13 protein-coding genes and 1 tRNA gene are annotated in these 13,380 nt (G+C 62.2%); 8 read left to right on the top strand and 6 right to left on the bottom strand.

The annotated features are described in order from the left end of the window. Positions 1 to 24: 24 nt before the first annotated feature. Together QOL68_RS10405 and QOL68_RS10400 are read right to left on the bottom strand one after the other, a co-directional pair. Positions 25 to 294 carry a DUF4258 domain-containing protein gene (locus tag QOL68_RS10405; protein WP_282948313.1) on the bottom strand — a complete coding sequence of 90 codons (270 nt, stop codon included), beginning with the start codon at positions 292 to 294 and terminating at the stop codon, positions 25 to 27. Positions 295 to 390: 96 nt separating this feature from the next. Next, positions 391 to 1,383 (bottom strand): helix-turn-helix transcriptional regulator, encoded by a 993-nt coding sequence (locus tag QOL68_RS10400; protein ID WP_282948315.1) that lies wholly within the window; start codon positions 1,381 to 1,383, stop codon positions 391 to 393. Positions 1,384 to 1,445: 62 nt separating this feature from the next. Between QOL68_RS10400 and QOL68_RS10395 the strand changes: the two genes are divergently transcribed. The 5 genes from QOL68_RS10395 to QOL68_RS10375 all read left to right on the top strand — a co-directional run bounded on the left by QOL68_RS10395 (position 1,446) and on the right by QOL68_RS10375 (position 6,971). After that, complete coding sequence (locus tag QOL68_RS10395) at positions 1,446 to 4,781, top strand: TM0106 family RecB-like putative nuclease (protein ID WP_283404296.1); 3,336 nt, start codon at positions 1,446 to 1,448, stop codon at positions 4,779 to 4,781. A 48-nt stretch (positions 4,782 to 4,829) separates the two neighbouring features. Beyond that, complete coding sequence (locus tag QOL68_RS10390) at positions 4,830 to 5,090, top strand: hypothetical protein (protein WP_054725023.1); 261 nt, start codon at positions 4,830 to 4,832, stop codon at positions 5,088 to 5,090. A gap of 40 nt (positions 5,091 to 5,130) precedes the next feature. After that, on the top strand, positions 5,131 to 5,403 hold the full coding sequence (locus QOL68_RS10385; protein WP_054725021.1) for a DUF3892 domain-containing protein: 273 nt from the start codon (positions 5,131 to 5,133) through the stop codon (positions 5,401 to 5,403). A gap of 114 nt (positions 5,404 to 5,517) precedes the next feature. Continuing rightward, positions 5,518 to 6,192 carry a hypothetical protein gene (locus tag QOL68_RS10380; RefSeq protein ID WP_282948325.1) on the top strand — a complete coding sequence of 225 codons (675 nt, stop codon included), beginning with the start codon at positions 5,518 to 5,520 and terminating at the stop codon, positions 6,190 to 6,192. Between the two features lie 44 nt (positions 6,193 to 6,236). Continuing rightward, positions 6,237 to 6,971, top strand: coding sequence for an NYN domain-containing protein (locus tag QOL68_RS10375; protein WP_282948327.1), 735 nt, complete (start codon positions 6,237 to 6,239; stop codon positions 6,969 to 6,971). Positions 6,972 to 7,023: 52 nt separating this feature from the next. Here QOL68_RS10375 and QOL68_RS10370 read toward each other — a convergent pair whose 3' ends face one another. From QOL68_RS10370 to QOL68_RS10355, 4 genes are all read right to left on the bottom strand, one after another. Continuing rightward, a complete protein-coding gene (locus QOL68_RS10370; RefSeq protein ID WP_283404295.1) occupies positions 7,024 to 7,764 on the bottom strand; it encodes an RES family NAD+ phosphorylase in 741 nt (246 codons plus the stop codon). Next, entirely contained in the window at positions 7,736 to 8,110 is a 375-nt protein-coding gene (locus QOL68_RS10365) for an antitoxin Xre/MbcA/ParS toxin-binding domain-containing protein (protein WP_282948331.1), read from the bottom strand. Before QOL68_RS10365 ends, QOL68_RS10370 begins: the two co-directional genes overlap by 29 nt. A 72-nt stretch (positions 8,111 to 8,182) precedes the next feature. Next, on the bottom strand, positions 8,183 to 9,400 hold the full coding sequence (locus tag QOL68_RS10360; protein WP_282948333.1) for a tyrosine-type recombinase/integrase: 1,218 nt from the start codon (positions 9,398 to 9,400) through the stop codon (positions 8,183 to 8,185). A gap of 217 nt (positions 9,401 to 9,617) precedes the next feature. Then, a tRNA-Leu gene (locus tag QOL68_RS10355) sits at positions 9,618 to 9,704 on the bottom strand. Positions 9,705 to 9,904: 200 nt separating this feature from the next. On the opposite strand from QOL68_RS10355, the gene QOL68_RS10350 reads away from it, so the two are divergent. The 3 genes from QOL68_RS10350 to QOL68_RS10340 all read left to right on the top strand — a co-directional run bounded on the left by QOL68_RS10350 (position 9,905) and on the right by QOL68_RS10340 (position 13,364). After that, entirely contained in the window at positions 9,905 to 10,837 is a 933-nt protein-coding gene (locus QOL68_RS10350; protein ID WP_282948335.1) for a complex I NDUFA9 subunit family protein, read from the top strand. Between the two features lie 124 nt (positions 10,838 to 10,961). After that, the gene (locus tag QOL68_RS10345) at positions 10,962 to 11,762 is read left to right on the top strand and encodes an undecaprenyl-diphosphate phosphatase (RefSeq protein ID WP_282948337.1); all 801 of its coding nucleotides are present in this window, start codon (positions 10,962 to 10,964) and stop codon (positions 11,760 to 11,762) included. A gap of 159 nt (positions 11,763 to 11,921) precedes the next feature. Next, complete coding sequence (locus tag QOL68_RS10340) at positions 11,922 to 13,364, top strand: NAD(P)-dependent oxidoreductase (protein ID WP_282948339.1); 1,443 nt, start codon at positions 11,922 to 11,924, stop codon at positions 13,362 to 13,364. Positions 13,365 to 13,380: the final 16 nt, after the last annotated feature.

The following is a 13,380-nucleotide window of genomic DNA, read 5'->3' as shown; positions in this document are numbered from 1 at the left end:
GTCAAGCCGATCAAACATCGAGCGTCAGAACTTCAACCGGTGCAGACGATGCGCCGCCGTGAGGATCGCCCCGTCGTCGCTGACGACGACATAGCTGTCGAGCGCGCGCTCGAGCTTCGAGTATCGCTCACGCCCAAATGCGCCAGCGAGCCGCCGCCGCGATTTCTTGTCGAGATAATAAATGTCCGCACCGCGGTGCCGGCGACGCGCGCCATAAGTAAGGATCGCATCCACCGCTTCAGTAGAAATTCCACGCTGCTGGATGCGCTGCCTCGCATGCTTTGTCAGTCCCATGCGGTCCTCCCAATGGTTGCCGAGCATCCAAAATAGGAGATTGGGACGACAAAAACTGTCACCCGCTGAGCCTGAGGTCAAATTGGCTCGCGCCCCTTACGGCAAGGCCTCAAACTCGCGCTGGTGTCCATGCACCATCTCGCGAAGCCGAGCGGGCTGCAGCACCTCGACCGACTTCCCCCATGAATAGAGGTGCCAGCACATTTCGAGATGTCCCGAGGCCTTAAAGCGCACGAGCAACGACCCATCGGCCTCTTCCTCGACACTCTGCGTAGGGTGGAACACGAACCGCCGGGCATGGGGTGCCGCGTCTGGCGAGAAGCGCCAAATGACGTCGCCATGTTCGGCAGCATTCTCGAACGAGCCAAAGCCCTTTTCGGAATGTTCGCGGATATTGAAGCCGGGATCGATCTCGAAGCTCGTGTCGAGTACCTCAGCCGAGTAGATTTCCTCGACCCTGTAATGGCGCAGCGGTGCCGTTGCCGGCTTGGCCGTGTCGCGCGCAACAAGATAGCGGCGTACACCGAGTAGGAGGCCGTGCGGTGCCACCACACGCTCCGTCGGCTTGTCCTGCGTCCGGCGCCGATATGAGATGCGGAGCAAAAAAGGCCCCTTCAGGCTCTCCGATATCGCGCTGTCGACCTCGCTCGTCCCGGCCGGTCGCGGCCCCGGACGCGCGGCATGCCCCAGTGCTTCGAGCAGGGCTTCCTCATCGACAGCCAATCTTGTGCCCGCATGAGCGGGAATGAGCGCCCTCACCTTCCGTTCCATCTGGCGGACCGTTGCAGCCTCGGCGGCCATGCCGGCCGCGTCGAGCTGACGTATAGCCGTCGTCATCGCGGCAAGTTCCTCGGCCGACGGCAACAACAAGGGTGCAATCGCGCGCGCGGGGATGCGCCATCGCCGTTTGCGATCATCACCATCTTCGGGCTCGGCCTGCGGAAAAGCCGCCTCAAGCGCGACTGTCATGCGCTGCGCCGATCGGTGGACACAGCCGAACTCCTCGACAATCTCTTCGAGTGACACGCCGCTACGACGCGTCGCCATCATCGCCAGCTTGAGAAGGTCCTGGGCCTTTGCAAACGACATCCGATTCTCCATGACAGCTTTTGTCGTCCCGACCTGCCATAGCGGAATAAAGGGGATTGTGTATGCGGATGATCGACGACGCTCTCAGGCTTTCGGCCTCGGACCTGATGCGGTTCAAGGGGTGCAGGCACGCGACGACGCTCGATCTGCGGCTGATCGAGGCCCGCGATATCGCTCCGTGCGAGGATGGCGACGAAGCCGAACTTCTTCAGAAGCAGGGCGACGCCCATGAACTTGCCTTCCTCGACGCGCTCAAGGCGCAGGGCAAAAATGTCGTCGAAATTCCCAAGGACGGGATCACGCTGGAAGAGTCGGTCCGGCTCACACACGAGGCGATGGCGGCCGGTCCGGACATCATCTTTCAGGGCGCGCTGCTAGGCGGCGCATGGGGCGGCTACTCCGACTTTCTCGAACGGGCGGAACGCCCCTCCGATCTCGGAAGCTGGTCCTATGAAGTTGTCGATACGAAGCTGAAGCGCAAACCCGACCCCAAACATATTCTCCAGCTTTCGCTCTACTCCGATCTGGTTGCCGACCTTCAGGGTGTTCGGCCGGAATCCGCGCATCTCCAGCTCGGCGACGGCTCACGTTTCACCGTGCGGCTCGCCGACGTGGCATCCTACGCACGCCATGCACGGACGGTGTTCGAAACCTTTCTAACGGACCGGCCAGAAACGCGGCCCGAACCTGTTTCAAGCTGCGGCCTCTGTCGCTGGAAGGAGCATTGCCGCGACGAATGGGACAAGGCCGACAGCCTGGCCCTGGTCGCCGGCATGACGAGGTCGCAGCGTGGGAAGGTCGAGGCGGCAGGCATCGAAACGCTAGGCGCTCTCGCGGTCCATGACCAGCGCATCCCGAAGCTCGCTCCCGAGACGCAGCAGCGGCTTCAGACGCAGGCGCGGCTCCAGGCCGCGCGCCGCGCCGGCGGTCCGCCGATATTTGCGCTTCGCGACTATGAGCCCGGAAAGGGTTTCGGATTGCTGCCCGAAGCCGACGACGGCGACCTCTTCTACGACATCGAGGGCGATCCTTACTATGAGGGCGGCCTCGAATATCTCCACGGCATCTGGTTTCGCGAGGCCGGCGAATGGAGCTTCCGCGCCTTTTGGGCGCATGATCGTGCCGCCGAGGGCAAGGCGGTGGCGGAGCTGCTGCAATTCTTCACGGCGCATCTCCAGCGCCACCCGAAGGCGCATATCTATCATTATGCAAATTACGAGATTGCGGCGCTGCGCCGTCTGACCGCGGAACATCGCGTCGGCGAGGCCGCCATGGACCAGCTCCAGCGTGAACGGCGGTTCGTTGACCTGTTCCGCGTGGTGTCGGGATCGCTGATCGCTTCCGAGAAAGGCTATTCGATCAAGGATCTCGAAGCCTTTTATATGGAGAAGCGCGAGGCGGATGTCGCAACCGCGGGCGCGAGCGTGGTCTTCTACGAGCGCTGGCGGGAAACGCAGGACGCCGAGCTGCTCGACAAGATCTACGACTATAACCGCACCGACTGCATCTCGACGCAGCTGCTGCGAGACTGGCTAATCCGTGACGTTCGCCCCGCAGGCTTGCCCTGGCCGAAACTCGGCGAGGTTTCCGACGCGGGTCCGCTCGCGAATGTCGAGGCCGAGGATGAAGAGATGGCGGCGCTGCGCACGCGGCTTCTTCCGGTTCGTGATCGGCTCGGCGAAGACATCGCCGATCTGCTGCTCGACCTCAACTTCTTCCACAAGCGCGAAGACAAGCCCGCGTGGTGGGCGATCTTCGATCGGCTCGCGCAGGAGAGCGAGGAGCTCGTCGATGATCTTGAATGCGTCCAGGGCCTCGAGGCGGTCGGTGATCCCGTCAAAGTAACGGCAAGGTCGTTCGAGCGAACCTATCGCTTCCCGCCGCAGGAGACCAAATTGAGGGCGGGCCGCAAGCCTTGCGTCAAACCCGCCGCGATGCCCGAGGATGTCGATCTGCGCGAGATCGACCACGACGCGAACCTGCTCGTGCTGCGCCGCTCGACGTCGAAGGGCGAGCTGCCCGATCAGCTCGATCTCATTCCGGCCAAGCCGATCGGCAATGCGACGCTGCGCGCCGCCGTCGCAGCCGTGACCGATTCCATCATCGACAATCCCGGCTCGGCCAAAGCGATAGAGCAATTGCTTATGCGCGCGGCGCCGACGTTTCGCGACGGAGCGCGGCCGGAGGGCGTTATCGACGCCGAAGGCGATCTTCCGGCGCAGACCAGCGCCGCAATTGCCGCCATGGAGCAAACGACCCTGGCGATCCAGGGACCGCCCGGCACCGGCAAGACCTATGTCAGCGCGCTATCGATCATCGACCTCGTCCGTGCGGGCAAGCGCGTTGCGGTTTCGTCGAACAGCCACAAGGCGATTACCAATCTCCTTGAAGCGGTCGCGGACCGGAGCGCGACCGACGGAGTCAGATGTAGTGTCGTTCAGAAGGCTGCCGACGATGACGATGAGAATGCCCATCCCGCCATCGTCCTTGTGAGCGAGAATGACGCGCCTGAAATCGGGGCCGCCGATGTCGTCGGCGCTACAGCATGGCATTTCGCCCGATATGACGCGCCGGCCTATGACTATCTCTTCGTTGACGAAGCGGGACAGGTCTCGCTTGCCAATATCATCGCCATGTCGCGCGCGGCCCGCAATCTCGTCCTCGTCGGCGATCCGATGCAGCTGCCGCAGCCGCTTCAAGGTACGCACCCCGGACGGAGCGGCGATTCCTGCCTCGAATATCTGATCGACGGACACCGGGTCATCCCCGCCGATCGCGGCATCTTCATGCCGGTCAGCCGCCGAATGCATCCCGCGGTCTGCGACTATATCTCGGTCGCCGTCTATGAGGGCAAACTCCACTCGGACGATGCTGCAGGCAGTCAGTCTCTGCTTGCTAAGGAGGGGCGATCGCTCGTCGGCGCGGGCGTTCGCGCGATCGAGCATTTCGGGCGCTCGCAGGTCAGCCCCGAAGAGATAGACGCCATAAAGGCGCAGATCGAGGCTGTAACCGGCGCAACTTATCGCGCGCGCGATGGCAGCGAGCGCGTCATCAGTCACACCGATATTCTGGTCGTCGCGCCCTATAATGCCCAAGTGAACGCGCTGCGCGCCGCGCTGCCTGCGGCTGTCCGTATCGGCACGGTCGACCGCTTCCAGGGGCAGGAAGCGCCCGTGTGCCTCGTCTCCATGACGACATCAAGCGGCGAAGAACTGCCGCGCGACATCGACTTCCTCTTCTCGCTGAACAGGATCAATGTCGCCGTCTCGCGCGCGCAGACGTCGGCGGTCGTCTTCGCGAGCCCCCTCCTCCTCGAAACGCCCTGCCGAACTGTCGAGGAAATGATGCTCGTAAATGCACTTTGTTTGCTTCGCGAGCATGGGGGTGACAGCTTCTGACATGCTGAGGTGCGAATCTGCTTTCATCGAACGAAAGGAGATTCGCTCATGGCCTACTGGGATATCGGACTTCGCCACATCGTCGACGTTGACGGGCAGTTGCTGGCAATCGACGCTGAGGTGATCGACACGGCTTCGCTTCTCGCAAAGGCCAATCTTCCGACCGACCGCCAGCTCTGGCTGGTCCGCGCCGGCGAATATTTCGCGCTCGGTGCGAAACAGCTTCTGCGTCTTTCGCAGGACGAAGTGCTCTTCTTCGAGACCGCCGAGCGCGTGCAGGCGCCGATATTTCACAAACGGGCCGCCTGAGGCCCAACGCCCCCTAAGCAGATTTGGAAAGGATAAGCTCATGGCAGACGTGCAAGTGACCTGCATCAATAAGCAGCCGCGCAACGATCCTTATGAAGGGATCACCCACCTCGGCGGAGCGACCTGGCACTGGACGCGCCAGCAGGTCATCGATTCCATCGAGGCGAAGACCAACACCTTCTACACCCTTGTCGGAAACAATCGCGGCAACATCGGTGTCGTGAATGGCCCGAACGGCAAATATCTTCGTACTTATGCCGACGGAAAGTGGAACGACAATCTCCTCGCGCTTCCGGAATGTCCTCGACGCTAATGTCTAAATGGCCCTATCGCTTGACGCGGTAGGGCCTGAATCCGGCACCCTGAGAAGACCAGCTGGCAGAAAGAAATTATGCAGGAGCGATACCTCGGAGATTCTCACGACTTCTTGAAGTACGCGCTGCTCCGGCATCTGAGCAAATCTCTCGAGCTTCGGATCGGGATGAACTGGTACCTTACGACGCCCGATCAGGTTGACCGCCCGGGCAACAATGATGGCGAGAAGCGTCATCATCTCAAAGGCGGGGTTTGGCGTGATGCAGACGCCGAGCTCTTCGAAAAGATCGGCAAGTTCGATACGGTCGCTGACCGCAGGCTTTCAAACGTGGCCGTGTGGGATATTCTGCCGCCCGACACTTGCTACTTTGCGGCCCACGTTCCGGCGGATGACCGTGGAAGCTGGCACCAGAACGCGATCGCCGAATTGCAGCCGGCCGACCTGATTTTCCTCGATCCGGATAACGGCTTCGAGGTGACCTCAATGACCGCGCGAACCCGGCCCAAATATTCGCTCTTCAGCGAAGCCGCGGACTATGTGGCTGCGGGCAAGTCTGTCGTTGCAATCCAGTTCGCTCGCCAATGCGATCCGATACAGCGAGCGGTCGATATTCGAAGCAAGCTCGTCTCACTGGTAGGAAGTCAGGCGGACTTCCCGGTTATTCGCGGGCGCGTTGCTCCCAATCTTCTATTCTTCAGTATCGTTCCGGGCGCCAATCGCGAGCGGTGGCGGCGCGCCCTGCTCGACTTTGAGAAGAATTGCGCCAAGGCCGACATCATCGAGTAGGCGGCTTTCAATGTTTCTTTATTGCCGTCTGGCATGATCGTTCCATGTCAACGACGCTCGAACATCCTGCCAAGCTCGCAGTTCTCATTGATGCCGATAACGCGTCGCCGCGGATAGCCGCAGGCCTTTTCAAAGAGATTGCCACGATAGGCGAAGCGAGCGTTCGGCGCATTTATGGCGATTTTTCCAGCACGCGGCTCAAGGGTTGGGCGGAGGTTCTGGCCACACATGCCATCATGCCGCACCAGAATTTCGCCAATACGATCGGGAAGAACGCGTCCGACATCGCGCTCGTGATCGATGCTATGGATCTTCTGCATTCGGGACGGTTCGATGCCTTTTGCCTCGTCTCGTCGGATAGCGACTTCACGCGCCTTGCCGCCCGAATACGAGAACAAGGCGTCGCCGTGTATGGCTTCGGAGAACAGAAAACGCCGCAAAGTTTCCGTCAGGCGTGCAAGCGCTTCATCTACACCGAGAACCTTACGCTCGACGAAGCTGAAGGCATAACGGCAATTGGCGGCGGCCCCGAGCCTGAACCTGAAACGGCCAAACTGAAGCCGACGGAGGCGATCCCGCTCATCCAAGCAGCGCTGGGCCAGCTCGACGATCTGGATGGCTGGTACCCGCTAAGCGCGGTTGGAAGCCGACTTCTGGCAGAGATGCCCGATTTCGATCCACGCAGCTACGGGTGCGCCAAGCTCGTCTCGCTGATCGAAAAATCTGGCGCCTTCGACATTAGGCGCGACCAGCTTCGGGTTTACATCAAGACAAAATAGCTGCGCCGCAATCGCTGATCGTCTGACCCAACTCCCTTGGCAAAGAGCTTAGTCAGAGGCCGAAGTCTGAAGGCCGAAACCTAAACCGCTCCTCCGACGGAAAAGCGCGAAGAGCGATCAACTCGCCTTGCTCGTAGCGAATATGCCAAGTTTGAGCGTTGCTAGGCGCTGGGTCACGAAAGACCGATGGGTCCAGCAGGGCCACGTTCGCGCGATGCTGAGGATCTCTAACGGACGCGTAGCGAATAGCCTGCGCGTCAATCTCTCGCGCTTCGGACGCAAATCGCTGGCAAGCGGAATAGTCGTCCTGCGACATCCACAGCGACGCGCCCGCAACAAATGGTTCTGCACACAGGTCGAGCAGACGATCCATCGCGACCGAGACACTGATTGCCGAGTGTTCCACGGTCGTGCTCGGCGGCTGAAATCCAGGCGACCGGGAGTAGAAACGCAGCCGCCAATAGGCTGTCTCGGCAATCGCAGCGCCAATCGCCTCTGCGGCATAGAAGATGCCGGGCTTTTCGCCGGCGCGGCGAAATCTCGAGCTACTCTTATGCCCGTAGCGAAACGGCGTCGCGAGCAGATAGTGGAGATGTCGCGCCGCTACCGGCAAGTTCGGTTTCACTTCTTCCACAAGCTGCTCGAGCAACGCTTGATCGTCGGTGCCCGCCGCCAGACGGTTGGTGGAAATCCGATGTTGCGCCTCGACAATCCGCCACAGCTTTCCACTGTAGGCGCGAAAATGCTCCGGCTTCGGCGTTCGCTCAAACGCGGGCGCGGTAGTCATCGACATAGTCGGCCACGTCGTTCAGGCCGCGGATCGTGCGGATCAGATCGATGGGTCTGCCGCCAAGATCCAAGTTGTCCGACTTCAGCCAAGATGTCGACGCCGCATCGTCGCTTCCCATGAGCGCATCGAGGCTGCGAAAAAGCCGAACGAGATACTGCCCCAGTTCGAACGCCTTCTCGGCTCGCTGAAGTTGATAACTGCCGGAACGAAGCCGCGAGGCCGTCGCAGCGGAAATACCGACCACCGAGCCCAACTGCTCGTTCGTAAGTTTCCAGCACGTAGCCACACGCGCGACCGCTTCCGAGAGAACTCGTCCCTGATCCGCCTGCGAGGCCAGCCGCGTCGCCATGACATTCTCCAGAATGAAATTCTACATTTCCATTCATAAGAACAAACTTCGGATTTTGCAAGCGGAGGCACTTCATTTTGCGGTTAGGGCCGAGATTTGGGCTTCATCAGACGCGCGTAAGGCGTCGAGATAATCGCTCCACCACTGATGCATCGCTACCCGTTCATCCCAATAGCGCCCACGGTTATAAGTCCCACGAACTGCATTGGCGTCCGCATGCGCCAGTGAACGCTCAATCGCATCGGGATGCCATTTGCCGCTTTCGTTCAAAAGCGAAGAGGCGGTGGTTCGCAGGCCGTGAGCCGTCACCTCTCCGGTGGAGTATCCCATGCGGCGGAACGCCTGATTGATTGTGTTCTCGCTCATTGGCCGGCGAAACGTGTGAAAGGCAGGGAAGACGAACCCTTCGGGTCCGGTAAGCTCGTGAAGCTCCCTCAAATAGCTCACGACCTGACGCGACAATGGTACGGCATGAGGTCGGCGCATCTTCATGCGCTCAGCAGGGATATTCCATACCGCATTGTCGAGATCGATCTCTGGCCACAGGGCTTTACGCAGCTCTCCAGGCCTAGCCATCACATGAGGCGCGATCTGACACCCGAGCCGCGTAATCGCGTTTCCGGTATATGCGTCGATAGACCGCAGCAACGCACCGACTGCCTCCGGTTCCAAGAGCGCAGCGTGGTGCGTCACCCGCGGGGCGATCAGCGCCCCCCGCAACACGGCAGTAGGATCGCTCTCTCCTCTTCCAGTCGCGACCGCATAGCGGAAGACCCTGCTGGCAAAGGAGCGGGCGCGACGCGCCGTTTCATATTTGCCGCGCGCCTCGATCCTCTTGAGCACAGCCAGAACCTCGACGGGCTTGAGGTCGGCGACAGGCATGGTCGCGATCGGCTTGAGCTGGTCGAGGAGCCAGTTCGCCTTCACCGTCGTCGCATCGGCTCGCCCCTCGGCGACCGACTTGTCGATATACTCCTTGGCGATGTCACCGAACGTGTTTCCGGCATTGAACTGCGCGATCAGCTTCTGACGCTTGCGCTCGGCAAGCGGGTCGACGCCTTCACGCAGCTTACGCCGGGCATCGTCGCGCAATTGCCTAGCTTCGGCCAAGCGCACTTCCGGATAAGCCCCGAGCGCGATGCGGTTATCCTTTCCGAGATGCCGATACTTGAAGCGCCAGAGCTTTGCGCCTGTCGGGCGCACCTCCAGATAGAGGCCTCCAGCGTCCGCGCGTTTGTAGGGGCGGTCCTCCGCCTTAAGCGAACGGATCACAACATCGGTAAGGGACATCGACTCAACTCCTGCAAGCAGGTCTCAGCCGGTGCGCCATCTCAAGCCAGCGATGGGGCCACCAGAAAATGGCCGTGGGGCCATCGCCTATTCCGGTGGCCCCATTTCGAGTGAGATCGAGTGAAATATCCTCGGACACCAAAAGACAAGACCAAGGAGAAAATGGCAGATTTCTGCCGTTTTGTCGATGGTTCTGGGATGTCTAGAGAGGGGTAAATGGTGCCCAGAAGAGGACTCGAACCTCCACGACCTTGCGATCGCCAGCACCTGAAGCTGGTGCGTCTACCAATTCCGCCATCTGGGCACGGGGTAGGAGCGGGCGCTTAGCGGCGGCGTGACCGGGTTGTCAACCGCGCGAGCGCGCGGTGCGCAATTTTATTCGCCAAGCCGCGGTTTCGCGTCGTACCGTACACCCTGCCCCCTTGCTCCGGCGGACGCTTCGCGGCATGGGGAGCGCATTCGGCGCCGTGTGCGCCGCCAGAGAATCGGACACAGGCGCACATCATGCAAAAGCTTGACGGACAATTGATCACCGTGTTCGGCGGCGGCGGCTTTCTCGGCCGCTATGTCGTCCAGCGGCTGCTCGCACGCGGCGCGCGCGTCCGCATCGCCGAGCGCGAGCCGCGCAAGGCGCTGTTCCTGAAGCCGCTCGGCGGGCTCGGCCAGATGCAGTTCGTCGCCGCCGACGTCCGCGACGCCGCAAGCGTGGCGCGCGCGGTGCAGGAAAGCGATGCGGTGATCAATCTCGTCGGCGCGTTCGACGATATGGCTGCCGTGCAGACCGATGGCGCGCGCCATGTGGCGGCCGCCGCCAAGACCGCGGGCGCCCAGGCGCTCGTCCATATCTCGGCGATCGGCGCCGACAGCGACAGCCCTTCGGCCTACGGTCGCAGCAAGGGCGATGGCGAAGCCGCCGTGCGCAAGGCGTTTCCGGACGCCGCGATCCTGCGTCCCTCGATCCTGTTCGGCCGCGAGGACAATTTCATCAACCGCTTTGCGACGATGATCCGCTTCCTCCCTGTCCTTCCGGTGATCGCGCCGGAGACGAAGTTCCAGCCGGTCTATGTCGGCGATGTCGCCGATGCGGTGGTCGCCGCGCTCGGTGACGAGGCCGCGGGCAAGATTTTCGAGCTCGGCGGGCCGCAGGTTCTGACGATGCTCGACCTGCAGCGGTGGATCGCGGAGGCGACGGGCCGCAAGCGGCTGTTCGTCGAATTGCCCGACATGGTCTCGGATGCGCTTGCGACCGGCCTCGGCTGGGCGCCCGGCGCACCGATCACGAAGGACCAGTGGCTGATGCTCCAGCGCGACAATGTCGTCGCGGCCGGCGCCGCGGGCCTCGGCCAGCTTGGCATCACCCCGACCTCGCTCGCCGCGGTCGCCGAAGGCTGGCTGGTGCAATATCGCCGCCACGGCCGCTTCGCCCAGACGGCCTGATAGCGGCCGGAAATAGCGGCTGGAAAATAGCGCGCGGGCTGTTAGGCTCGGCCGAGGACATATAGGGCGTCCGGCATCGGTCGGGCGCCCTTTCGTTTATTCGCAACCTTCAAGACGGAATCCCATGAGCATCTGGCTGACCGCGATCATCCTCGGCATCGTCGAGGGGCTGACCGAATTTCTTCCCGTTTCTTCGACGGGCCACCTGATCCTGGCGACCGAGCTGCTCGGTTATGACGCGGCCAAATGGGCGGTGTTCAACATCGCAATCCAGCCCGGCGCGATCCTGGCGATCGTCGTGCTTTACTGGCGGACCTTCCGCGACATCTTCACCGGGCTATTCCGGCGCGACCCCCTTGCCTTCGCCTTCGTGCGCAACCTGCTTCTGGCCTTCATTCCCGCCGTCGTGCTCGGGCTCGCCTTCGGCGACTATATCGAGGCGCTGCTCGAGAATGCCGTCGTCGTCGCCTGGGCGCTGATCATCGGCGGCGTCGGTATCCTGATCGTCGAGCGCTTTGCCAAGCCGAAGGAAAGCGGCGGCGTCGCGGCGCTCTCGACGCGCCAGTCGATCATCGTCGGGCTGGTCCAGTGCATCGCGATGATCCCCGGCGTCAGCCGCTCGGGCGCGACGATCATGGGCGCGATGGCGCTCGGTATCGATCGCAAGACCGCCGCCGAGTTCAGCTTCTTCCTCGCGCTGCCGACGCTGACCGGGGCCACGGTGCTCCAACTCGCCAAACATCATGACGCGATCACGAAGAACGACATCGGGCTGATCGCGCTCGGCGCCTTCGTATCGTTCGTTGTCGCGTGGGCGGTCATCAAGGCCTTCCTTGCGGTGGTAACCCGCTATGGCTTCGCGCCTTTCGCCTGGTATCGAATCGTCGTCGGCGTGGCCGCGCTAGTGTGGCTCGCCGCAAGATAGGGCCGAATCGGTATTATATGCGAAACATAATTGCGCAGTAAGGCCGGTGCAGTCCCAGAGCGTCTGATTTAAGGTCAGCATTATTGACCTAATAGGCATTTCCTTCGTGACAGGCCTTTCTCAGCCATGCCATCGCCCCCGCAACGAAGGGGATACTGCATGGCTTCCGAACGCATGCTCCAGTTTGTGGGGCGTGAACAATCCTACCCTGACAAGCGGTCGGCCGAGGAGCGCGCGCGCGATTTCCGCGAGATCGCCGAGCGCTATGCGGCGCCCGATGCCGATGCGCAGGCCGCGCGCTGTTCGCAATGCGGCGTGCCCTATTGCTCGGTGCATTGTCCGCTGCACAACCATATCCCCGACTGGCTGCGCCTGACCGCCGAAGGGCGGCTGCGCGAGGCGTATGAGCTGTCGAACGCGACCTCGACCATGCCCGAGATCTGCGGCCGCATCTGCCCGCAGGATCGGCTGTGCGAAGGCAATTGCGTGATCGAATTTTCGGGCCACGGCGCCGTCACGATCGGCAGCGTGGAGAAATATATCACGGACACCGCCTGGGCCGAAGGCTGGGTAGAGCCGCTGTATGTCGGCACGCCCACCGGCCAGTCGGTCGGCATCATCGGCGCCGGCCCCGCGGGCCTGACCGCCGCCGAATATCTGCGCGCGATGGGTCACGAGGTGCATGTCTATGACCGTCACGACCGCGCGGGCGGATTGCTGACCTATGGCATTCCTGGCTTCAAGCTCGAGAAGGATGTCGTGATGCGCCGCATCGACCGGCTTCGGGAGGGCGGCATCCAGTTCCACCTTGGTTTCGAGGTCGGCAGGCAAGCGACGCTCGACCAGTTGCGGCAGAAGCATGACGCGATCCTTGTCGCGACCGGCGTGTACAAGGCGCGCGAGATCAACGTACCGGGCAACGAAGCCGCGGGCGTCGTCGCCGCGCTCGACTATCTGATCGCCTCGAACCGCAAGAGTTTCGGCGACACCGTTGTCGAGTTCGAGGATGGCCGCCTCGACGCCAAGGGCAAGCATGTCGTCGTCGTCGGCGGCGGCGACACCGCGATGGACTGTGTCCGTACCGCGGTGCGCCAGGGCGCCAAGTCGGTGAAGTGCCTCTATCGCCGCGACCGCGAGAATATGCCGGGTTCGCAGCGCGAGGTCGCCAATGCCGAGGAGGAAGGCGTCGAGTTCGTCTGGCTCTCGGCACCCGAAAGCTTCACCGCCGACAAGAGCGTCAAGCAGGTGGCGGTGCAGGGCATGCGCCTTGGCGCGCCCGATGCGAGCGGGCGCCGCAGCCCCGAGCCCGATCCCGGCCGCAAGTTCGACCTGCCCGCCGACATGGTGATCAAGGCACTGGGCTTCGACCCCGAAGAGCTGCCGCACCTGTTCGGCGCGCCCGACCTCAGCGTCACGCGCTGGGGCACACTGCGCGTCGATCACCAGACGATGATGACCAGCCTGCCCGGCGTTTTCGCGGCGGGCGACATCGTGCGCGGCGCCAGCCTGGTCGTCTGGGGCATCCGCGACGGCCGCGACGTCAGCGATCAGATGGCAAAGTGGTTGAAAGCGAAGGCGATAAGCGAAAAGAAGGCAGCATGACCAACAGGGGAAGGAT

This window comes from Sphingopyxis sp. Geo25, from assembly GCF_949769135.1.
Classification (GTDB): domain Bacteria; phylum Pseudomonadota; class Alphaproteobacteria; order Sphingomonadales; family Sphingomonadaceae; genus Sphingopyxis.
The sequence above is the reverse complement of the archived record's forward strand: the minus strand, read 5'-3'. Positions and strand labels throughout refer to the sequence as shown.

What these genes read in the sequence shown, in the direction of transcription:
- QOL68_RS10340 (WP_282948339.1), top strand. Translation starts at nt 11,922, where the DNA reads ATGGCTTCCGAACGCATGCTCCAGTTTGTGGGGCGTGAACAATCCTAC.
- QOL68_RS10350 (WP_282948335.1), top strand. Translation starts at nt 9,905, where the DNA reads ATGCAAAAGCTTGACGGACAATTGATCACCGTGTTCGGCGGCGGCGGC.
- QOL68_RS10375 (WP_282948327.1), top strand. Translation starts at nt 6,237, where the DNA reads ATGTCAACGACGCTCGAACATCCTGCCAAGCTCGCAGTTCTCATTGAT.
- QOL68_RS10385 (WP_054725021.1), top strand. Translation starts at nt 5,131, where the DNA reads ATGGCAGACGTGCAAGTGACCTGCATCAATAAGCAGCCGCGCAACGAT.
- QOL68_RS10365 (WP_282948331.1), bottom strand. Translation starts at nt 8,110, where the DNA reads ATGGCGACGCGGCTGGCCTCGCAGGCGGATCAGGGACGAGTTCTCTCG.
- QOL68_RS10370 (WP_283404295.1), bottom strand. Translation starts at nt 7,764, where the DNA reads ATGTCGATGACTACCGCGCCCGCGTTTGAGCGAACGCCGAAGCCGGAG.
- QOL68_RS10400 (WP_282948315.1), bottom strand. Translation starts at nt 1,383, where the DNA reads ATGTCGTTTGCAAAGGCCCAGGACCTTCTCAAGCTGGCGATGATGGCG.
- QOL68_RS10345 (WP_282948337.1), top strand. Translation starts at nt 10,962, where the DNA reads ATGAGCATCTGGCTGACCGCGATCATCCTCGGCATCGTCGAGGGGCTG.
- QOL68_RS10395 (WP_283404296.1), top strand. Translation starts at nt 1,446, where the DNA reads ATGCGGATGATCGACGACGCTCTCAGGCTTTCGGCCTCGGACCTGATG.
- QOL68_RS10405 (WP_282948313.1), bottom strand. Translation starts at nt 294, where the DNA reads ATGGGACTGACAAAGCATGCGAGGCAGCGCATCCAGCAGCGTGGAATT.
- QOL68_RS10390 (WP_054725023.1), top strand. Translation starts at nt 4,830, where the DNA reads ATGGCCTACTGGGATATCGGACTTCGCCACATCGTCGACGTTGACGGG.
- QOL68_RS10360 (WP_282948333.1), bottom strand. Translation starts at nt 9,400, where the DNA reads ATGTCCCTTACCGATGTTGTGATCCGTTCGCTTAAGGCGGAGGACCGC.